Source organism: Kitasatospora sp. NPDC086801, from assembly GCF_044745805.1.
GTDB lineage: Bacteria > Actinomycetota > Actinomycetes > Streptomycetales > Streptomycetaceae > Kitasatospora.
The window spans coordinates 167,363-187,188 of record NZ_JBIVAX010000002.1 but is presented as its reverse complement, the minus strand read 5'-3'; the positions used below and the strand labels follow the sequence as shown (position 1 = coordinate 187,188).

The following is a 19,826-nucleotide window of genomic DNA, read 5'->3' as shown; positions in this document are numbered from 1 at the left end:
CCGGGCACTCGTGGGGACGGGTGGGCCGCGGCGCCACGCCCACGTTCCGTTCTCTGCCACGCCCCCGGAGGGCCCCAGATGAGCCAGTCCGTCGTCAAGAACGCCAAGGCGGACGTCCCGCCGCAGCGCACGCCACCGGGCGGGGGCGGTCTCAAGGGCCACCCCTGGCTGACCCTGCTGACCGTCGCGGTCGGCGTGATGATGGTCGCCCTGGACGGCACGATCGTCGCCATCGCCAACCCGGTCATCCAGGCGGACCTGAAGGCGGCGCCCTCCGAGATCCAGTGGGTGACCAGCGGCTACCTGCTGGCCCTGGCGGTCTTCCTGATCACGGCCGGCAAGATCGGCGACCGGTTCGGCCACAAGAACACCTTCCTGGTCGGCGCGGTCGGCTTCGCCGTCACCTCGGCCGCGATCGGCTTCGCCGGCAACATCCAGACCGTGATCGCCTTCCGGGTGCTCCAGGGCCTGTTCGGCGCGCTGCTCCAGCCGGCCGCGCTCGGCCTGCTGCGCGGCGCCTTCCCCGCCGAGAAGCTCAACATGGCGATCGGCATCTGGGGCGGCGTGATCGGCGCCTCCACCGCGGCCGGCCCGATCGTCGGCGGCCTGCTGGTCGAGCACGTCAACTGGGAGTCGGTCTTCTTCATCAACATCCCGGTCGGCCTGATCGCGCTCGGCCTCGGCCTGTGGATCCTCAAGGACGTACGGGCCGAGAAGGCCGCCAAGTCCTTCGACCTGCCCGGGATCGTGCTGCTCTCGGTGGCGATGTTCGCGCTGGTCTTCGGCATCATCAAGGCCCCCGAGTGGGGCTGGGGCGACGCCCGTACGCTGCTGTTCCTGGGCGGCGCGGTGGTCCTGATGGTGCTCTTCGCGTTCTGGCAGGCCCGGGCGAAGGAGCCGCTGATCCCGCTCAGCCTGTTCCGTTCGGTGCCGCTGTCGGCGGGCACCCTGCTGATGGTGCTGATGGCCTTCGCGTTCTTCGGCGCGATCTTCTTCGTGACCTTCTACCTCCAGAACGTGCACGGGATGTCGCCGGTGTCGGCCGGCGTCCACCTGCTGCCGATGACCGGCATGATGATCATCGGCTCGCCGGTGGCGGGCATCGCGATCGGCAAGCTCGGCCCGCGGATCCCGATCGTGGCCGGCATGCTGATCACCACCGCCGCGATGTTCGGCATGTCCACCCTGGACGCGGGCTCCGGCACCGGCGTGATGTCGCTCTGGTTCGTCCTGATGGGCCTCGGCATCAGCCCGGTCATGGTCGGCGCCACCGAGGTGATCGTCGGCAACGCCCCGCTGGAGCTGTCCGGTGTGGCCGGCGGCCTCCAGCAGGCCGCGATGCAGGTCGGCGGGAGCCTCGGCACCGCGGTGCTCGGCGCGCTGATGGCCGCCAAGGTCACCGACGTGCTGCCCGGCAACTGGGCCAAGGCCGGCCTGCCGCCGGTCCAGGGCGCGGGGGCGGAGGGCCTCAACCAGGCCGCGCAGCTCGGCATCGCCCCGCCGGCCCCGGCCGGCACCCCGCAGCAGGCGGTGGACGCGATGGCCGGCGCCGTGCACGACTCCTTCGTCAGCGGCATGTCGCTCGCCTTCGCGGTCGCCGCCGTGGTGGCCTTCGGTGCCGCCCTGCTCGGCCTGCTCACCCGCCGCGGCGCGGTCGACGCGGGCCCGGCCGTCCACATCTGATCCCGCGCGGCCGACGGCCGACGGCCGACGACCAGCGGCCCCGGACTCGATGGAGTCCGGGGCCGCTGCGTGCCGTCATCCGCCGCCGCGGGCCGGTGGGACCAGCGGGACCCGCTCGGGTGCACCCGGGAACGCCGAAGGGCCGGACCTCCGTGGTCGGAGGCCCGGCCCTTCAGGGTCTAGCGGGTGATCAGGCGTCGCCGCCGGCGGCACCCGGGTCGGCCGCGGCCACGTCGAGCAGCTGGTAGCGGTCGATCGCGTCCTTCAGCGCGCTGCGGTCGATCTTGCCCTGCTTGGCGAGCTCGGTGAGCACCGCCAGGACGACCGACTGCGCGTCGATGTGGAAGAAGCGACGGGCCGCACCACGGGTGTCGGCGAAGCCGAACCCGTCGGCGCCCAGCGACTGGTACTGACCGGGCACCCAGCGGGAGATCTGGTCCGGCACCGCGCGCATCCAGTCGGACACGGCGACGACCGGGCCCTCGGCACCCTGGAGCTTCTGGGTGACGTACGGCACGCGCTGCTGCTCCTCGGGGTGCAGCAGGTTGAACTCCTCGGCCTCCACCGCGTCGCGGCGCAGCTCGTTCCAGGAGGTCGCGGACCAGACGTCGGCCTTGACGTTCCACTCCTCGGCGAGGATGCGCTGGGCCTCCAGGGCCCACGGCACGGCCACGCCGGAGGCGAGGATCTGGGCCGGGATCTGGCCGGCGGCGCCCGGCGCGTACTTGTGCAGACCCTTGAGGATGCCCTCGACGTCCACGTTCTCGGGCTCGGCCGGCATCTTGATCGGCTCGTTGTAGACGGTCATGTAGTAGAACACGTCCTCGCCGTGCGGGTGCTCGGCACTGGTGCCGTACATCCGCCGCAGCCCGTCCTGGACGATGTGCGCGATCTCGAAGCCGTACGCCGGGTCGTACGCGACGACGCCGGGGTTGGTCGAGGCCAGCAGCTGCGAGTGGCCGTCGGCGTGCTGCAGGCCCTCGCCGGTCAGCGTGGTGCGGCCGGCGGTGGCGCCGATCACGAAGCCGCGGGCCAGCTGGTCGGCCATCTGCCAGAACTGGTCGCCGGTGCGCTGGAACCCGAACATCGAGTAGAAGACGTACACCGGGATCAGCGGCTCGCCGTGGGTGGCGTAGGAGGAGCCGGCGGCGATCAGCGAGGCGGTGCAGCCGGCCTCGGAGATGCCGTCGTGCAGCATCTGGCCGGTCGGCGACTCCTTGTAGGCCAGCAGCAGGTCGCGGTCGACCGACTCGTAGGTCTGGCCGAGCGGGTTGTAGATCTTCGCCGACGGGAAGAGCGAGTCCATGCCGAAGGTGCGGTACTCGTCGGGCGCGATCGGCACGAAGCGGTTGCCGATGCCCTTGTCCCGCATGAGGTCCTTGAGCACCCGGACGAACGCCATGGTGGTGGCGATGGTCTGGTTGCCGGAGCCCTTCTTGACCGCCTTGTACGCGTCGTCGCCGGGCAGTTCCAGCTGACGCGGGCGCACCTTGCGGGTCGGCACGTAGCCGCCCAGCTCGCTGCGGCGGTCGTGCATGTACTGGATCTCTTCCGAGTCGCGGCCCGGGTGGTAGTAGGGCGGGTAGCCCTCGTCGAGCTGCTTGTCGGTGATCGGCAGGTGCAGCCGGTCGCGGAAGCGCTTCAGGTCCTCGACCGTCAGCTTCTTCATCTGGTGGGTGGCGTTGCGGCCCTCGAAGTTGGGGCCGAGCGTCCAGCCCTTGACCGTCTGGGCGAGGATGACCGTCGGCTGGCCCTTGTGCTCGCGGGCCGCCTTGAACGCCGCGTAGATCTTCTTGTGGTCGTGGCCGCCGCGACCCAGGTGCTGGACCTGCTGGTCGGTCATGCTCTCGACCATCTTGCGCAGGCGCAGGTCGCTGCCGAAGAAGTGCTCGCGGATGTACTGGCCGGTCTCGGTGGCGTAGGTCTGGAACTGGCCGTCCACCGTGGTGTTCAGCTTGTTGACCAGGACGCCGTCGCGGTCCTGCGCGAGCAGCGGGTCCCAGCTGCGGTCCCAGACCAGCTTGATCACGTTCCAGCCGGCGCCCCGGAACTGGGACTCCAGCTCCTGGATGATCTTGCCGTTGCCGCGGACCGGGCCGTCCAGGCGCTGCAGGTTGCAGTTGACCACGAAGGTCAGGTTGTCGAGGCCCTCGCGCGAGGCCAGCGACAGCTGGCCCAGCGACTCCGGCTCGTCCATCTCGCCGTCGCCGAGGAAGGCGTAGACGTGCGAGTCGGAGGTGTCCTTGATGCCGCGGTGCTCCAGGTAGCGGTTCATTCGGGCCTGGTAGATCGCGCCGAGCGGGCCGAGGCCCATGGACACGGTCGGGAACTCCCAGAAGTCCGGCATCAGCCGCGGGTGCGGGTAGCTGGACAGGCCGTACGGGGCCTTCGACTTCTCCTGGCGGAACGCGTCGAGCTGCCGCTCGGACAGTCGGTCCAGCAGGAACGCGCGGGCGTAGATGCCGGGGGAGGCGTGGCCCTGGAAGAAGATCTGGTCGCCGGACTCGCCCTCGGCGTCCTTGCCGCGGAAGAAGTAGTTGAAGCCGACGTCGTACAGCGACGCGGAGGAGGCGAAGGTGGCGATGTGCCCGCCCACGCCGATGCCCGGGCGCTGCGCCCGGGAGACCATCACGGCCGCGTTCCAGCGGGTCGCGTTGAGGATCTTGCGCTCGATCTCCTCGTTGCCGGGGAAGAACGGCTCGTCCTTGGTCGCGATGGTGTTGACGTAGTCCGTGCTGCGCATCTCGGGCACGGCGACACGCTTCTCGCGGGCGCGCTCGATCAGGCGGAGCATCAGGTAGCGGGCGCGCTCGCGCCCCCGCTCGTCGATGGCCGCGTCAAGCGACTCCAGCCATTCCGCGGTCTCCTCGGGATCGAAGTCCGGGACCTGACTCGGAAGGCCGCCAATGATGATCGGGTTGCGATCGGATCCGGAAGCCACGCTGTTCCTTCACTGTCGGTCGAAACTGAGGTGTGTCGCGCCGCCTCCATCGTGCTACCGCGCTCGGAGATCCGTCATCTCTACCGATCGGTAACCGTTCCGCCTGGTGGGCGGGACGGTCTGGCGGTGCGCGGTCCGGGCGACTTCGCCCGCCCCGCACACCCCCGGGTGCTACGTACAGAGGTGGTCCGACCTGGTGTCCCGTCCGCCCGATGGCGGGCGGCCGGGGTGAGGGCCAACAGGAGACTCTACGCCCGCGCACGCGCGGACCAGAATGCCGTTCGCATCTCGGGCATGCGTACGGCCTGTGGGCCGGGACCACCCGAAGCATCCTTGTCCTACGCAGAGAAGGGCAAATCGGTGTGATTCCCGACACGTCGAACGGCGTGTCCCCGCTGTGGCACGTCAACCTTTGGGGGGGATCGGGGGTCGGGTACTTGCGCGAACCGCCGCGCCCGTGTGGACTACGGCCACAGCCTCGGCATGGACGCCGGGCCGAATACTGGAGGTTATTCCCGTGAGCGCGACCGCGGACCCCGCGGACAAGTCCAACCCGGCGACCCGTCTCAGCTTCGAAGCGGGCCAGATCATCCAGGAGCTGGGGTACGACGACGACACTGACCAGGATCTCCGCGAAGGCATCGAGGAGCTCACCGGGACGGATCTCGTCGACGAGGACTACGACGACGTCGCCGACGCCGTCCTGCTGTGGCACCGCGACGACGACGGAGACCTCACCGACTCCCTCGTCGACGCCCTGGAGTACCTGGCCGAGGGCGGTCTGATCTGGCTCCTGACGCCCAAGACCGGGCGGGACGGCCACATCGAGGCGTCCGACATCGCGGACGCGGCCCGCACCGCCGGTCTCTCCCAGACCAGCTCGATCGCGATCGCCAAGGACTGGGCGGCCACCCGGCTCGCCACCAAGTCCACGGCCAAGCCGGGCGGCAAGCGCTGAGCGGGCCCTGAGGCCCCGCACCGGGCCCCGCTGGAGGATCCCTCCAGCGGGGCCCGGTCGTTTCCGGAGCCCGGCCGTTTCCGGGGTCCGGAGCCGGGGTGGTGCGGGCCGCCCGCGTCGTCACGGAGCGTGTTCACCAGGGTCGCGTTCGTCCCGAAGGCGGCCCGGAAGCGCGTTCGCCCAGGGCGAAAGAGGTGGAGCGCGCGGGCGCCGCCCTCATCCGTTCGGCGGAACGTGCCCGAACGGATGCGAGGATGGCGCTGGCCGCGCCGCCCGCGCGGCGCGGTCGCGTCAGAAAGGTCACGTCCATGGCCATCGAGGTCGGCACCGAGGCTCCGGACTTCGAGCTCAACAACCAGCACGGCGAACCGGTCCGCCTCTCCGACTTCCGGGGCGAGCGGAACGTCGTCCTGGTCTTCTACCCGTTCGCCTTCACCGGCGTCTGCACCGGCGAGCTCGGCGCCATCCAGCGGGAGCTGCCGCAGCTGCAGAACGACCGGGTCCAGGTGCTCGGCGTCTCCTGCGACTCGCAGTTCTCCCAGCGCGTCTTCGCCGACCGGGAGGGCCTGGAGTTCCCGCTGCTCGCCGACTTCTGGCCGCACGGCGAGGTCGCCCGCGCCTACGGCGTCCTCGACGAGCGGAAGGGCTGCCCCGTGCGCGGCACCTTCGTGATCGACACGGCGGGCACGGTGCGCTGGAGCGTCGTCAACGACCTCCCGGACGCCCGGGACGAGCAGGAGTACCTGAAGGCCCTCGGCGCGCTCTGAGGCCCTCCGCAGCGGTGCCGCGGGCCCGGTCCGGCGAACTCCGAACAGCCGCGCCGGGCCCGTTCGCACGTCTGGACGGGAACCGCGCACTACGCTCGGTCCGTTGGCCGGGTGGGCACGTGAGCCGCTCGCCGGCCGGCGCCTCGAACCGCACCACGGGGGCACCAGGGCGTGCCTCCCGATTCTTGGAGGACAAGTGGGTGTCAGCCTGAGCAAGGGCGGCAATGTCTCGCTCACCAAGGAGGCCCCCGGGCTTTCGGCCGTGGTCGTCGGCCTGGGCTGGGACGTCCGGACCACCACCGGGACGGACTTCGACCTGGACGCCAGCGCGCTGCTCTGCAACGAGCAGGGCAAGGTCGCCTCGGACGGGAACTTCGTCTTCTTCAACAACCTGAAGAGCGCGGACGGCTCCGTCGAGCACACCGGTGACAACCGCACCGGCGAGGGCGAGGGCGACGACGAGGCGATCAAGGTCAACCTGGCCGGCGTCCCGGCGGACGTGCAGAAGATCGTCTTCCCGGTCTCGATCTACGACGCCGAGAACCGCGGGCAGAACTTCGGCCAGGTGCGCAACGCGTTCATCCGCGTGCTGAACCAGGCCGACAACACGGAGCTGGCCCGCTACGACCTCTCCGAGGACGCCTCCACCGAGACCGCGATGGTCTTCGGCGAGCTGTACCGCAACGGCCCCGAGTGGAAGTTCCGGGCCATCGGCCAGGGCTACGCCTCCGGCCTGCGCGGCATTGCCCAGGACTTCGGCGTAAACGTCTGACCGGACGACGGCCGGTCGCCCGGCGCGGGAGCCTTGTACGGGGCGGCCCCGGACCTGCAGAGGTCCGGGGCCGCCCCGGCTTCGTGCCGGCTCCGTGCGCTGCGAGGATGTGAGTTCAGGAAGTTCAGCCGGCCAAACGGGGCCGGCCCGGGCCGCGGGGGACTACACCTTGTAGGCGCGCCCCGGGAGAAGGCAAGGGAGGAAGAACAGTCATGGTGGTCACGCTCGCCAAGGGCGGGAACGTCTCGCTCACCAAGGCCGCGCCGAACCTGACACAGGTCCAGATCGGCCTCGGCTGGTCCGCCCGTTCGACCACGGGCGCACCGTTCGACCTCGACGCGAGCGCCCTGATCTGTGGTGGCGGCCGGGTGCTCGGTGACGAGTACTTCGTCTTCTACAACAACCTCAAGAGCCCCGAGGGCTCGGTCGAGCACACCGGTGACAACCTCACCGGCGGCGAGGAGGACGGCGACGACGAGGTGGTCCTGGTCAACCTGGAGCTGGTGCCGGCGCAGGCGGACAAGGTGGTCTTCGCGGTGTCGATCTACGACGCCGAGGCGCGGCTGCAGAACTTCGGGCAGGTCCGCAACGCCTACATCCGGGTCGTCAACTCCCTCGACGGCCAGGAGATCGCCCGCTACGACCTGTCCGAGGACGCGTCCAGCGAGACCGCGATGATCTTCGGCGAGCTGTACCGCTACGCGGGCGAGTGGAAGTTCCGCGCGGTGGGCCAGGGGTACGCCTCCGGCCTGCGTGGCATCGCCCTCGATTTCGGCGTAAACGTACAGTAAGGGCGAAGAGGCGAAAATCAGAACAATCGCACTCAATCTACGATCATGAGAACAGAGGGCAGTGCGGGGGTGACCTGACCGGGCCGGGCCCGGTCAGGGCGTCTCGGGACGAGGCCGCCCCCGGCACGGCCTGAAACCCGAAAGGTAACCAAGTCCCGTGTTCCTCCGCACTTTCGGCTGGTCGTTCGCGATCACCGTCCTCGGCCTGATCGCGGCCGGACTGCTCTGGGGGGCCCAAGGATTCGGCATCGTGCTGATCCTCTCCATCCTGGAGATCTCCCTGTCGTTCGACAACGCGGTGGTCAACGCCACGGTGTTGAAGCGGATGAACCCGTACTGGCAGAAGATCTTCCTGACCGTCGGCGTGCTCATCGCCGTCTTCGGTATGCGGCTGGTCTTCCCGCTGCTGGTGGTCGGCCTCACCGCGAAGCTCAACCCCACGACGGTCATCGACCTCGCGCTGCACTCCGACAAGACGTACGACGGCCTGACCTACGGCCAGTACCTGGAGGCGGCCAACCCCGCCATCGCGGCCTTCGGCGGCGTCTTCCTGCTCATGATCTTCCTCGACTTCGTGTTCGACGAGAAGGAGCACAACTGGCTGGCCTGGATCGAGCGCCCGCTGGAGAAGGTCGGCAAGCTGGACGCCTTCTCCAGTGTCGTCGCGCTCGTCGTGCTGGTGCTGGCCTCCAACTTCTTCGCCGGGGAGCACGCTGAAACCGTTCTGCTCGCCGGTGTCCTCGGCCTGATCACCTACCTCGTGGTCGGCGGCCTCTCCTCGATCTTCGAATCGGGCCTGGAGGAGGACGCCGAGCGCGAGGAGGAGGCCGAGAAGTCCGGCAAGTCGATCCTCCAGGTCGGCGGCAAGGCCGCGTTCTTCCTCTTCCTCTACCTGGAGGTCCTGGACGCCTCGTTCTCCTTCGACGGCGTGGTCGGCGCGTTCGCCATCTCCAACGACATCTTCCAGATCACCCTGGGCCTGGGCATCGGCGCGATGTACATCCGCTCGCTGACCGTCTTCCTGGTCCGCAAGGGCACCCTGGACGACTACGTCTACCTGGAGCACGGCGCGCACTACGCGATCGGCGCGCTCTCGGTGATCCTGCTGGTCGGGATCAAGTACCACATCCCGGAGATCGTCACCGGCCTGATCGGCGTCGCCTTCATCGGGCTGGCGCTCGGTTCGTCGATCCTGCGCAACCGGCGCGAGGGCGCGGAGGACGAACCGGAACTGGTGGGCAGCGGCAAGTAGCCGAGGAGCGGTGAACAGCCGCCGGGCACGCGGAACGGCCGCCTCCGGGGATCCGGGGGCGGCCGTTCCGCGTCGCGGTGAGCGTCGGGGTGAGCCCGCTCAGCCGAGCTGCTGCTCGATCGCGCGCAGCTTGCGCTCCAGCGAGTCCAGCTTGGGCATCGACAGGGTGTCGTCGTCGGCCGTGAGGTCGATGGTCGAGCCGCGGTAGGACGAGCCCGAGGCCGATCCGGCGGACGAGGACGACGAGTAGGACGAGGACGAGGAGGACGCCGAGGATGACGCCGAGGAGGACGGCGCGTACGACGAGCCGACGGCGGCGCGCGGGCGGCGGCCGGCGTCCAGCGCGGCCGGCTCCAGCGGGCCCGAGGCGGCCTGGTAGGAGGAGGTGTCCGACTCGGCGGCTAGGGCAGGCTCCGTAGCGGTCTGGCCGTCGCCGGCAGCCGTGAGCGCGGGCACCTGGCGGCCGCCGCGGGCCCGGGCGAGCATGCCGCCCTGACGGGAGATGGCCTTCAGCTCGGCCCGCTCGCGGCGGTCGGCCGTTCGGGCCCGCGCCTTGGCGTCCAGCTTCGCCTGGCGCTCCTCGCGCACCTCCTCGACCGCCTCGTCCAGGCTGCGGACGTTCTCCAGCAGCATCAGCGACCAGGCCGCGTAGGTCTCGCGCGGGGCGCGCAGCCAGCGGACGATCCGGATCTGCGGCAGCGGGCGCGGCACGAGCCCCTGCTCGCGCAGCGCGGCCTTGCGGGTCTGCTTCAGCGCGCGGTCGAACAGGATCGCCGCCGAGATCGACATGCCGGAGAAGAACTGCGGGGCGCCGTCGTGCGACACGCCGCGCGGGGCGTGCACCCAGTTGAACCAGGCCGAGGCGATCGCGAACACCCAGACCAGCAGACGGGAACCGAGCGCGGCGTCACCGTGGCTGGCCTCGCGCACGGCGAGCACCGAGCAGAACATCGCGGCGCCGTCCAGCCCGAACGGGACGAGGTACTCCCAGCCGCCGGACAGCCCCAGGTTCTCCTTGCCGAAGCCCACCAGGCCGTGGAAGGACAGCGCGGCCGCGACACCGGCGCAGCAGAACAGCAGCGTGTAGGAGGAGATGCCGTAGATCATCTCCTTGCGCCGCCGACGCTCCTCGCTGCGCTCCCAGGAGTCGCCGGCCTCTTCCTTCTTCGTGCTCTTGAAGCGCAGCGTCGCCAGCAGGATGGCGACGAACAGCAGGGCTGCGCCGCCGATGACGGTCCAGACCAGCTGTATGGAGGTCAGGTTCATTGCGGGTCGGGCCTCGGGTTTCCGCAGGGGACGGGTTCACAGGGCGACACAGGCGGTCAGCTTCCGGTGTTCGGGGACCGCTTGACGATTCGTTCGTCGCCGCACGGCGCACCCGCCGCACCCGCGCAGGGGTGGACGGGACACCTGTGCGGCTAGACGATATCGCGTCCGAAGGGGCGGCATGCTACGGGAGGGGGCTTCCTCCCGCCAATCGACCCGCCGGCCGGTCCACTCGTCGACCCGTCGGTGAGCGCCCGGGGGTCCGACGGGGTAGGGGAGGGGGAGGTTTGGGTATCCGACGGCCGGGCTGATGCCCGATCATGGAGCGGCGGACCGTCAGATCGACTGACGGGAGCAGGGGGAGAGGGCGGGATGGTCTCGATCTGGGAGTACCTGCGCGGGGAGCGGAACTACACCTTCGACAACCCGGGCGGTCAGCACAAGGTCATACTCACCAAGTCGACCCCGCAGCACGCGATCACCGGGGCCGCGGCCACCACCGGCTACCTCTACGTCAACCTGCACTGGACCACCCGCTCCGGGGCCGTGCGGCCGAGCGCCCGGGAACGCGCCAAGCGCATCTTCAGCCCGCGCATCCTCCGCCCGCTGGAGCCGGACTCGGTGCAGAACGCGCAGGTCAACGTCGACCTCGACCTGGCGTGCATGTACGAACTGTCCGACGGGAGCAGCGGCGTGGTGCAGCCGCTCGGCGGCTACTTCGGCGACCTCCAGCACCCGCCGTACATCAAGCTCAGCGGCGACGACCAGTACGGGGCGCCGTCCGGCGAGACGATGTACGTCAACCTGGAGAAGAAGGACAAGTTCAAACGGCTGCTGATCTTCGTCTACATCTACGACGGCACGCCGGCCTTCGAGCAGTCCCACGCGGTGGTGACGATCGTGCCGCAGACCGGGCCGCGGATCGAGATCAAGCTGGACGAACGGGCCCGGGCGGCGCGCTCGTGCGCCGTGGTGCTGATCGAGAACGCGGGCGACAACCAGCTGACGGTGCGCCGCGAGGTGCGGTACGTCAACGGGTTCCAGGCGGACATCGACCGGCTGTACGGGTTCGGGATGCAGTGGCAGCGCGGGTACAAGAGCCAGGGCGGCTCCGAGTAGCACCGCCGGGCGGCGGGCGCCGGGCGGCGTCCGGCGGCGGGGGGTCTTGAGGGCTTTGAGGTGCCTTGAGGTGCCCTGGGGGCCTTGAGCGGGCCGCTCAGCGGGGCTGGAACTGCGGGCCCTGCGGCGGCAGGGCGAACTCCTCGCCGGCGGGCGCCTGGGCCGGCGGTTGCGCGGGGGCCTGGGCGGGCGGCTGCTGGCCGGTGCCGGCGTGCGGGTAGCCGTAGCCGCCGGGGTTCTGCTGCGGGGCGGGCGGCTGCTGGTGCGGGTAGCCGTAGCCGGTGCCCTGCTGCTGCGGGTACGGCTGGGGGGTGGGCTGCGGGTACCCGTAGCCGGTACCGGGCTGCTGCTGCGGATGGCCGTAGCCGGTGCCGGGCGGCTGCTGCGGCTGCGGGTAGCCGTACCCGGTCCCGGGCTGGTGGGTCGGGGGTGCGGGCGGGGCCGGCGGCGCGGCCGGGGGCACGGTGGGCGGCGCGGTCGGCGGGGGCGGCACCGTGCCCGTGGCAGCCGCGGCGGGCTGCTGCTGGGACTGGCCCTGGGCGGCGCTCGACGGCTGCGGGACGGCCGGGGCCAGGGTGAAGGTGCCGGGCTCGGGCGGGGCGGTTGGGCGCGGGGCGGGCAGCGGGGTGCTGCGCGGGTCGACGGCGGCGGTGGGGGTGGCCGCCGGGGCCGGCGCCGGGGCCACGTCGGCCTCCGCCTCGTCGTCGACGGTGATGCCGAAGTCGGTGGCCAGGCCGATCAGGCCGGAGGTGTAGCCCTGGCCGATCGCCCGGAACTTCCAGACCCCGGAGCGCCGGTACAGCTCGCCCGCGACCAGGGCGGTGACGTTCTCGCCGTCGGAGATCGCGAACTCGGCGAGCGCGGGCGTGCCGTCCCCGGCCGTGGCGTCGAAGAGCAGCAGGCGCAGCCCGGGCACCGTGCGGAAGGAGCCGCCCTCGGAGGAGCCGGCCAGCACCACCCGGTCGACGTCGGCGGGCAGCTTGGCGAGTTCGACCTCGATCGTGTCGATGATCTCGGCGCCGCCGGAGGTCTGCTGCTTGGGCAGGTGGCGCACCAGGCCGGAGGGGTGCCGCGGCTGGTTGTAGAAGACGAAGTCGGCATCCGAACGGACCTTGCCGGTGGCGCCGAGCAGCAGCGCGGACGCGTCCACGTCCGGCGCACCGGGCGTGGCGCTCCAGCGCAGCACGGCGCGGACCGCCGCAGCCGGCAGTGCGATGTTGGCGCCCTTGGCCATCACGTGCGTCATAGCCGACCATCCTGCCCGTTCGCCACCCCTTCGGACAACGTGACCGGGACCGCCGGAAGCGGGTCGGACTTTGCCAAGACTTGCGCTTTCCGGTGGTTTGCCGGTGCTCCTCCCGTGATCGGGGATCTGGACGGCGATGTTCCGGGAGTTCAGTGCCGAGGAACTGCGGACGGCCGGAATCCGTCCGTACGATGGGCGGACCAAGGGCCCGCCGGGGTCGGGCGGAGGGGGCCCGCCGGCGTCCGTCCGGGAACCACGGAGCCCCGTGGACCGGTTAACCAAGGTGCCGCACCGCTGGATCGCGGTGTCGTTCCGCGCCGTCGCACGCCCCGGCAACGGGTCGGTGGCCGTCAAACCTCTGAGGAGAGAACCTTGCGCCATTTCGGCCACCTCGCCGACGACGTACGCGGTCGCCTCTTCCTCGAACAGCCCCGGCCGTTCACCGCGCGGAGCGAGGCGACGGTGCTCGCCACCGCCCTCGGCGGCACCCTCTACAGCCCCGCCACCCGGCCCGCGCTGGCCGCCGACATCCGCAAACAGGCTGCTCGGGGCGTGGTGTCGATGGTGCTCTGCCTGGAGGACGCGATCGCCGACCACGAGGTGGGCGCGGGGGAGCGGAACCTGGTCGAGCAGTTGAATGACCTGGTCAGGGATTTCACCGACTGCACACAAGGCCACCCCCTGCTCTTCATCAGAGTCCGAGCCGCCTCCCAGATCCTCGACCTGGCCGAGCGGCTCGGGCCGGCCGTCGACCTGCTCAGCGGGTTCGTCCTGCCGAAGTTCACCACGGAGACCGGCGGCGCGTACCTGGCCGCCCTGGCCGCCGCCGAGGCCGCCACCGGGCGCCGGCTGTTCGCCATGCCCGTCCTGGAATCGCCCGAACTCGCCCACCTGGAGACCAGGCGCCAGCAGCTCTTCGGCATCGCCGACCTGCTCGCCGGGCACCGGGAGCGGGTGCTCGCCGTCCGCCTCGGCGTGACCGACCTCTGCTCCGCGTACGGCCTGCGCCGCTCTCCCGACCTCACCGCGTACGACGTCGCCCTGGTCTCGGCGGTGATCGGCGACGTGGTCAACGTGCTTGGCCGGGCGGACGGCACCGGGTACACCGTCACCGGCCCGGTCTGGGAGTACTTCCCGGTCCAGGAGCGGATGTTCAAGCCGCAGCTGCGCCGCACGCCGTTCGCCGAGGCCTCCGGGACGGCCCGGGCCTCCGGCGAGGAGGTCCGTCGGCGGATCATCGAGCACGACCTGGACGGGTTGATCCGGGAGGTCGAACTCGACCGGGCCAACGGCCTGCTCGGCAAGACCTGCATCCACCCCAGCCACGTCCCCGCCGTGCACGCCCTTTCCGTGGTCACGCACGAGGAGTACTGCGACGCCCGGGACATCCTCCGGCAGGAGCAGGACGGCGGCGGAGTCCTGCGCTCGGCGTACACCAACAAGATGAACGAGGCCCGGCCGCACCGCGCCTGGGCGGAGCGGGTGCTGCTGCGGGCGGAGGTGTTCGGGGTGGCCCGGGAGGACGTGAGCTTCGCGGAGCTGCTCGCGGCCTGCCTGTGCGGGGGGTGAGGGGGGTGAGGGGGCTGCCCGCGGCTGACGACCGCCCCGAACGCCACACCGATCCGACCGATCCGACCGATCCGACCGATCCGAAGACCGCACCACCGCACCATGCGAAGGCAGGATCAGCAGTGACAGCACAGCAGACGTGGACCGGCCGTTGGGTCGCCGACCGGGCCGGCATCGCCCTGACCGGATCGGACCGCCTCCCCGAACTCGTGGGCCTGGCCCTGCGTTCCCAGAACCCGAAGCGCGCCCACCTGCTGGTCTCCACCGTGCTCGGCAAGCACGTCCCGCAGCGGCCCGCGGTCGTCCACGGCGTCGGGCTCGAACTCGGCTGGCAGGTCCGCGAGTTGCTCGGCGACGAGGCCGCCGCGCGGGCCGTCGTCCTCGGCTACGCGGAGACGGCCACCGGCCTCGGCCACAGCGTCGCCGACGGCCTCGACGCCCCGTACCTGCACTCCACCCGCCGCCCGGTGGCCGGCGTGCCCCCGCTCGGCGGCTTCGAGGAGGAGCACTCGCACGCCACCTCGCACCTGCTGCTCCCCGCCGATCCCGAACTCCTCACCGGTGACGGCCCGTTGGTGCTGGTCGACGACGAGTTCTCGACCGGCCGCACGGTCCTCAACACCATCCGCGAACTGCACGCCCGCCACCCCCGCGACCACTACGTCGTCGTCGCCCTGGTCGACCTGCGCTCCACCGCCGACCGCCGCCGACTCGCCGACACCGCCGCCGAACTCGGCGTCCGGCTCGACCTGGTGGCCACCGCCAGCGGCGCCGTCCAGCTGCCCGCCGACGTCCTGGACCGCGCCGAGCGGCTGATAGCCGAGGCCGCCCCCGCCCCCGCCGCGCCCCCCGGAACGCCCGCACCGCTCGCCCGGGTCGACCTGGACTGGCCCGCCGGGCTCCCCGACGGCGGCCGGCACGGGTTCACCGCCCGCGACCGCGTCCGACTGGACGCCGCCCTGCCCCGCCTGGCCGCACAGCTGGCCGACGCACTGCCCGCCACGGCGCGGCGCGTGCTGGTCCTCGGCTTCGAGGAACTGATGTACGCCCCGCTGAGGCTGGCCGGCGCACTCGCCGACCGGCTGGGCGGCGACCGCGTCCGCTACTCCACCACCACCCGCTCGCCCGTCCTCGCCGTGGACGACCCCGGCTACGCCATCCGCACCCGCCTCGCCTTCCCCGCCCACGACGACCCGCAGGACGAGGCGTCGCGCGAGCGCTACGCCTACAACGTCGCCCCCGGCAGCGACCCGGCCCGCCGCTTCGACGCCGTCGTGCTGGTGGTCGACGACATCGCCGACACCCCCGCCCTGAGCGAGGGCGAGGGCGCGCTGCTCGGGCAGCTGCGGCAGGTCACCGACCGGGTGGTGCTCGCGGTGCTGCCCTCCCACCGGCCGGTCCGGCCGCCGTCCGGCCTGCCGTCCCGCTTGCCGTCCCCGCTGTACGGCCCGGCGTTCTCCTCCTACCGGCCCGACGAGGTGGCCTGGCTGCTCAAGGACCTCTCCGGCGTCCCGCTCGAAGCCCCCACCGAGGAGCGCGAGGAGGCCGTCCAGAACGGCGGCGCGCACTACGCCGAGTCGCTGCCGGTCGAGTACCAGCCCAGCCCCGAGTACCAGGAGCTGTTCCACCAGGCGCTGCGCGCCTCCGCCCGCCGCATCGCGCTCGCCGCCGGCACCGTCGCCGAGACCCTGCTGCGCGAGCGCGGCCCCGGACTGGTGCTCGCCTCGCTGGCCCGGGCCGGCACGCCCGTCGGCATCCTGATCCGCCGCTGGCTCGCCCACTCCCACGGCCTCGACGCCCCGCACTACGCCGTGTCCATCGTCCGGGGCCGCGGCATCGACCTGGTCGCCCTGCGCTACCTGGCCGCCCACCACCGCGCCAGCGACGTGGTGTTCGTCGACGGCTGGACCGGCAAGGGCGCGATCACCCGCGAACTCGCCGACGCCCTGGCCGGCACCGGCTTCGACCCGGACCTCGCCGTCCTCGCCGACCCCGGCCGCTGCGCGCGCACCTACGGCACCCGGGACGACTTCCTGATCCCCTCCGCCTGCCTCAACTCCACCGTCTCCGGCCTGGTCTCGCGCACCGTGCTGCGGCCCGGCCTGATCGGCCCGGACGACTTCCACGGCGCCAAGCACTACACCGAACTGGCCGGCGGCGACGCCTCCGCCGCCTTCCTCGACACCGTGGCCGACCACTTCGCCGCCGTCCGCCCGCAGGCCGTCGCCGCCGCCCACCGGCTGTCCACCGACCCGGACCGCACGCCCGACTGGGCCGGCTGGGCCGCCGTCGAGCGGATCAGCGCCGAGTACGGCATCGACAGCGTCAACCTGGTGAAGCCCGGCGTCGGCGAGACCACCCGGGTGCTGCTGCGCCGCGTCCCCTGGCGGGTCCTCGCCCGGCGCGGCGCCGGGGCCGACCTCGACCACGTCCGGCTGCTCGCCGCCCAGCGCGGCGTCGAGGTCGAGGAGGTGGACGGCCTGCCGTACTCCTGCGTCGGCCTCATCCACCCCCGCTACAGTCGGGGAGCGACCGGGGCCTCCGGTAGGACCGTTGTGGTGAAGGAGTCCTGATGCACCCCGATGTTCTCGTCGCCAGCGACCTCGACCGGACGCTCGTCTACTCCAACCGGGCCCTCGCCCTGGACGTCCCCGACCGGCTCGCGCCCCGGCTGCTCTCCGTCGAGGTGCACGACGGCAAGGCGCTCTCGTTCATGACCGAACAGGCCGCCGCGCTGCTCGTCGAACTCGTCCGCCAGGCCTGGTTCGTCCCCGCCACCACCCGCACCCTCGCCCAGTACGAGCGGATCAACCTGCCCGGCCCGACGCCCGGCTGGGTCCCCGCGTACGCGATCTGCGGCAACGGCGGGCACCTGCTCGTCGACGGCGTACCCGACCAGGACTGGCACACCGAGATCACCGCGCGGCTCGCCTCCGGTGCGGCCCCGCTGGAGGAGGTCGTCCGGCAACTCGCCCTGAGCGCCGACCCGGAGTGGACGCACAAGCGCCGCGTCGCCGACGGGCTGTTCGCCTACCTCGTCGTCGAGCGCGCCGCACTGCCCGGCGGCTGGCTCGACGAGCTGACCGGCTGGTGCGCCGAACGCGGCTGGACGGTCTCGCTCCAGGGCCGCAAGGTCTACGCCGTCCCCGCGCCGCTCAGCAAGAGCGCCGCCCTCGCCGAAGCCGTCCGGCGCACCGGCGCGACCACCGTGCTCGCGGCCGGCGACTCACTGCTCGACGCCGACCTGCTGCTCGCCGCCGACGCCGCCTGGCGGCCCGGGCACGGCGAACTCGCCGACGGCGGCTGGACCGCCCCCGGCGTCACCGCCCTCGACGAGGTGGGGGTGGCGGCGGGGGAGGAGATCGTCCGACGCTTCCTCGCCCGGGTGGCCGCCGCCCCCGTCGCGTCCTGAACGGGAGTGGTCAGCCGCAGCAGCCGCCTCCGCAGCAGCCGCCGCCACCGTTGCCGGAGGGGGCCTGCTGCGGGGCGCCGCCCGAGGCGGCGCCGGTGACGGCGACGGCGGACAGCAGCTTCACGGTGTCCTCGTGGCCCTGCGGGCAGACGGCGGGAGCACCGGCCTGCGCCATCGGGCGGCGGAGCTCGAAGGTGGCGCCGCAGGAGCGGCAGCGGAAGTCGTAGCGTGGCATACCGGCAGGGTACCCAGGCGGTGCCCTGTTGGTCCCCTGCTGGTGGCCTACTGGTGCCCTGCCGTGCCCTGCGGTGCTGTGCCCTGCCCTGCGGTGCCCTGCCGTGCCCGGCCCTGCCCGCTCGGCAGGCGCTGCCGCCGGCCGCCGGCCGCTGCCGCCGGCCGTTACCGCTGGCCGCCCAGGTCGCCGCGGATCAGCCCGATCACCCGCGCCGCCGTGTCCCGCACGCCCGCCAGCTCGGTCAGGAAGTACCAGTAGTCGGGGTGCCGGCCGGCCGCCTCCAGGGTGGCCACGGCCCGGTCCAGCCGCGCCACCGCCTCGTCCAGCGGGGCGGCGTGCCGCGGATCCGGCGCGCTGCGGCCCGCCATCGCCAGCCGCTGCGCGTCGCGCAGGGCGAACCGGGCCCGCTCCACCTCGCGGTTCGGGTCGTGCTGCACCTCGTTCAGCTGCCGCAGCCGCTCGTTCACCGCCACCACCGACCCGTCCGCGGTGTCCAGCAGCGCGCGCACCGTACCGATCGCGCCCGTCGCGTCCGCCCAGCGCTGCTCGTCCCGGGCCCGGGCGGCCTCGGCGAGCTTCCGCTCCGCCGCGCGCCCGGTCTCCGCGACCTGCTCCGACACCCGCTGGAGGTCCTGCCAGCAGGCCGCGCTGAACCGGCGGCGCAGTTCGCTCAGCGCCGGCTCGACCGTCTCCGCCTTGGTCTCCAGCGCCTGGATCCGGGTCCGCAGGCTCGCCACCCGACGGTCGATCTCCCGTGCCCGCTCCGGTAGTTGCCCGGCGTCGGCCGCGATCGCCTCGGCGCGCTGCCGCACCTCGTCCGCGCGCCGCAGCGTCGGCGCCACCCCGTGCCGGGCCGGTCCCTCGTTCAGCAGCCCGAGCTCCGGCGCCAGTTCGGCCAGCCGGGCCGCCAGGTCGTCCGCCCGCAGCCCGGCGCCGCGCGCCGCGTCCAGCGCGTTGCTCGCCTGGAGCAGCGCGCGCTTGGCCTGCTCGACCGCCGGGGTGACCCGCATCAGCTGCTGCTCGGCGCGCTGAAGGGTCGGCTGCAGCCGCTGGAGGAAGTCGTTCAGCTCCGCCCGGGCCGAGCCGAGCTGCCCCTTCACGTCCTCCAGCTGCCGCCGGGCCCGCGCCGCGGTGCCGGCGTCCAGCGCCTCGTCGTCCAGGTTGTACGCGTCCAGCGCGCCCAGGTAGTTCACGGTGACCTGGTCCACCCGGCCGGTGATCCCCTCCAGGTCCGCCAGCACCCGGCGGGCCGTCGCCTCGTCCTCGGCCGCCCGGACGGTCTCCACCGCCAGCTGCACCTCGCGCTGCGTCGAGTCCAGCTCGTAGAACGCCTCCTGCGCGGCGTCCCGGGCCGCCTTGGCGTCCGCCCGCACGCCCTCCCCGCCGCGTCGGCCCCACCAGCCGCCGGTCCCGGCGGAGGCCAGCCCCACCGCACCCAGCGCGCCCGCCAGCACCACCGGCACCACCAGCGCGTCGGCCAGCGCACCCCCCGCCCGACGCCACCCCCGCCCGCTCCCGCCGGCCACCGTCACTGCGCGCTCCCTGCTCCGACCCGCTGATCCACCCCCATTCTTCCCGATCACCCCACTCCACCGGCACCCACCCGTCCCGCTCCCCGACCACCCGCACCACAGCACCCCCCGGGACCAGGTACCCTAGGCAGTCGTCGCGCCCCCAGCGGGCCGCGACGGGGGGCGCGTAGCTCAGTGGTAGAGCGCTGCTCTTACAAAGCAGATGTCGGCGGTTCGAAACCGTCCGCGCCCACCACCGCTCAGAGGGCCGATCCCGGAGGCACGTTCCTCCCGGGATCGGCCC

Annotated in this window: 15 protein-coding genes and 1 tRNA gene; 11 read left to right on the top strand and 5 right to left on the bottom strand. The window is 72.3% G+C overall.

Going from position 1 to position 19,826, the window contains the following annotated elements:
* The first annotated feature begins 78 nt into the window (after positions 1–78).
* Positions 79–1,683 (top strand): MFS transporter, encoded by a 1,605-nt coding sequence (locus ACIPLC_RS04200; RefSeq protein ID WP_400470918.1) that lies wholly within the window; start codon positions 79–81, stop codon positions 1,681–1,683.
* A gap of 190 nt (positions 1,684–1,873) precedes the next feature.
* Here ACIPLC_RS04200 and aceE read toward each other — a convergent pair whose 3' ends face one another.
* Complete coding sequence (gene aceE, locus ACIPLC_RS04195) at positions 1,874–4,624, bottom strand: pyruvate dehydrogenase (acetyl-transferring), homodimeric type (RefSeq protein ID WP_400470916.1); 2,751 nt, start codon at positions 4,622–4,624, stop codon at positions 1,874–1,876.
* 517 nt (positions 4,625–5,141) lie between these two features.
* On the opposite strand from aceE, the gene ACIPLC_RS04190 reads away from it, so the two are divergent.
* From ACIPLC_RS04190 to ACIPLC_RS04170, 5 genes are all read left to right on the top strand, one after another.
* Positions 5,142–5,582: a DUF3052 domain-containing protein gene (locus ACIPLC_RS04190; protein ID WP_400470914.1), complete on the top strand. Its 441-nt coding sequence runs from the start codon at positions 5,142–5,144 to the stop codon at positions 5,580–5,582.
* Between the two features lie 308 nt (positions 5,583–5,890).
* Positions 5,891–6,349 (top strand): peroxiredoxin, encoded by a 459-nt coding sequence (locus ACIPLC_RS04185; protein WP_400470912.1) that lies wholly within the window; start codon positions 5,891–5,893, stop codon positions 6,347–6,349.
* A 196-nt stretch (positions 6,350–6,545) separates the two neighbouring features.
* Positions 6,546–7,121, top strand: coding sequence for a TerD family protein (locus ACIPLC_RS04180; RefSeq protein ID WP_400470910.1), 576 nt, complete (start codon positions 6,546–6,548; stop codon positions 7,119–7,121).
* Positions 7,122–7,333: 212 nt separating this feature from the next.
* Complete coding sequence (locus ACIPLC_RS04175; protein WP_400470908.1) at positions 7,334–7,912, top strand: TerD family protein; 579 nt, start codon at positions 7,334–7,336, stop codon at positions 7,910–7,912.
* A gap of 157 nt (positions 7,913–8,069) precedes the next feature.
* Complete coding sequence (locus ACIPLC_RS04170) at positions 8,070–9,164, top strand: DUF475 domain-containing protein (RefSeq protein WP_400470906.1); 1,095 nt, start codon at positions 8,070–8,072, stop codon at positions 9,162–9,164.
* Between the two features lie 99 nt (positions 9,165–9,263).
* Here ACIPLC_RS04170 and ACIPLC_RS04165 read toward each other — a convergent pair whose 3' ends face one another.
* Positions 9,264–10,430, bottom strand: coding sequence for a DUF2637 domain-containing protein (locus ACIPLC_RS04165; RefSeq protein WP_400470904.1), 1,167 nt, complete (start codon positions 10,428–10,430; stop codon positions 9,264–9,266).
* A gap of 372 nt (positions 10,431–10,802) precedes the next feature.
* On the opposite strand from ACIPLC_RS04165, the gene ACIPLC_RS04160 reads away from it, so the two are divergent.
* Positions 10,803–11,549 (top strand): Tellurium resistance, encoded by a 747-nt coding sequence (locus ACIPLC_RS04160; RefSeq protein WP_400470903.1) that lies wholly within the window; start codon positions 10,803–10,805, stop codon positions 11,547–11,549.
* 97 nt (positions 11,550–11,646) lie between these two features.
* Here ACIPLC_RS04160 and ACIPLC_RS04155 read toward each other — a convergent pair whose 3' ends face one another.
* Positions 11,647–12,795 carry a TerD family protein gene (locus ACIPLC_RS04155; protein ID WP_400470902.1) on the bottom strand — a complete coding sequence of 383 codons (1,149 nt, stop codon included), beginning with the start codon at positions 12,793–12,795 and terminating at the stop codon, positions 11,647–11,649.
* A 372-nt stretch (positions 12,796–13,167) separates the two neighbouring features.
* Between ACIPLC_RS04155 and ACIPLC_RS04150 the strand changes: the two genes are divergently transcribed.
* From ACIPLC_RS04150 to ACIPLC_RS04140, 3 genes are all read left to right on the top strand, one after another.
* Positions 13,168–14,364 (top strand): HpcH/HpaI aldolase/citrate lyase family protein, encoded by a 1,197-nt coding sequence (locus ACIPLC_RS04150; RefSeq protein WP_400470900.1) that lies wholly within the window; start codon positions 13,168–13,170, stop codon positions 14,362–14,364.
* 122 nt (positions 14,365–14,486) lie between these two features.
* On the top strand, positions 14,487–16,937 hold the full coding sequence (locus ACIPLC_RS04145; protein WP_400470898.1) for a phosphoribosyltransferase: 2,451 nt from the start codon (positions 14,487–14,489) through the stop codon (positions 16,935–16,937).
* Positions 16,937–17,776 carry an HAD family hydrolase gene (locus ACIPLC_RS04140; RefSeq protein ID WP_400470897.1) on the top strand — a complete coding sequence of 280 codons (840 nt, stop codon included), beginning with the start codon at positions 16,937–16,939 and terminating at the stop codon, positions 17,774–17,776. Before ACIPLC_RS04145 ends, ACIPLC_RS04140 begins: the two co-directional genes overlap by 1 nt.
* A 10-nt stretch (positions 17,777–17,786) precedes the next feature.
* On the opposite strand, the gene ACIPLC_RS04135 is transcribed toward ACIPLC_RS04140, so the two are convergent.
* Both ACIPLC_RS04135 and ACIPLC_RS04130 read right to left on the bottom strand, forming a co-directional pair.
* Complete coding sequence (locus tag ACIPLC_RS04135; protein ID WP_400470895.1) at positions 17,787–18,011, bottom strand: zinc ribbon domain-containing protein; 225 nt, start codon at positions 18,009–18,011, stop codon at positions 17,787–17,789.
* Positions 18,012–18,175: 164 nt separating this feature from the next.
* A complete protein-coding gene (locus tag ACIPLC_RS04130; protein WP_400471237.1) occupies positions 18,176–19,537 on the bottom strand; it encodes a hypothetical protein in 1,362 nt (453 codons plus the stop codon).
* A 166-nt stretch (positions 19,538–19,703) separates the two neighbouring features.
* Here ACIPLC_RS04130 and ACIPLC_RS04125 point away from each other — a divergent pair.
* Positions 19,704–19,778, top strand: a tRNA-Val gene (locus tag ACIPLC_RS04125).
* Positions 19,779–19,826: the final 48 nt, after the last annotated feature.

What these genes read in the sequence shown, in the direction of transcription:
- ACIPLC_RS04200 (WP_400470918.1), top strand. Translation starts at nt 79, where the DNA reads ATGAGCCAGTCCGTCGTCAAGAACGCCAAGGCGGACGTCCCGCCGCAG.
- ACIPLC_RS04185 (WP_400470912.1), top strand. Translation starts at nt 5,891, where the DNA reads ATGGCCATCGAGGTCGGCACCGAGGCTCCGGACTTCGAGCTCAACAAC.
- ACIPLC_RS04175 (WP_400470908.1), top strand. Translation starts at nt 7,334, where the DNA reads ATGGTGGTCACGCTCGCCAAGGGCGGGAACGTCTCGCTCACCAAGGCC.
- ACIPLC_RS04165 (WP_400470904.1), bottom strand. Translation starts at nt 10,430, where the DNA reads ATGAACCTGACCTCCATACAGCTGGTCTGGACCGTCATCGGCGGCGCA.
- ACIPLC_RS04160 (WP_400470903.1), top strand. Translation starts at nt 10,803, where the DNA reads ATGGTCTCGATCTGGGAGTACCTGCGCGGGGAGCGGAACTACACCTTC.
- ACIPLC_RS04155 (WP_400470902.1), bottom strand. Translation starts at nt 12,795, where the DNA reads ATGACGCACGTGATGGCCAAGGGCGCCAACATCGCACTGCCGGCTGCG.
- ACIPLC_RS04140 (WP_400470897.1), top strand. Translation starts at nt 16,937, where the DNA reads ATGCACCCCGATGTTCTCGTCGCCAGCGACCTCGACCGGACGCTCGTC.
- ACIPLC_RS04135 (WP_400470895.1), bottom strand. Translation starts at nt 18,011, where the DNA reads ATGCCACGCTACGACTTCCGCTGCCGCTCCTGCGGCGCCACCTTCGAG.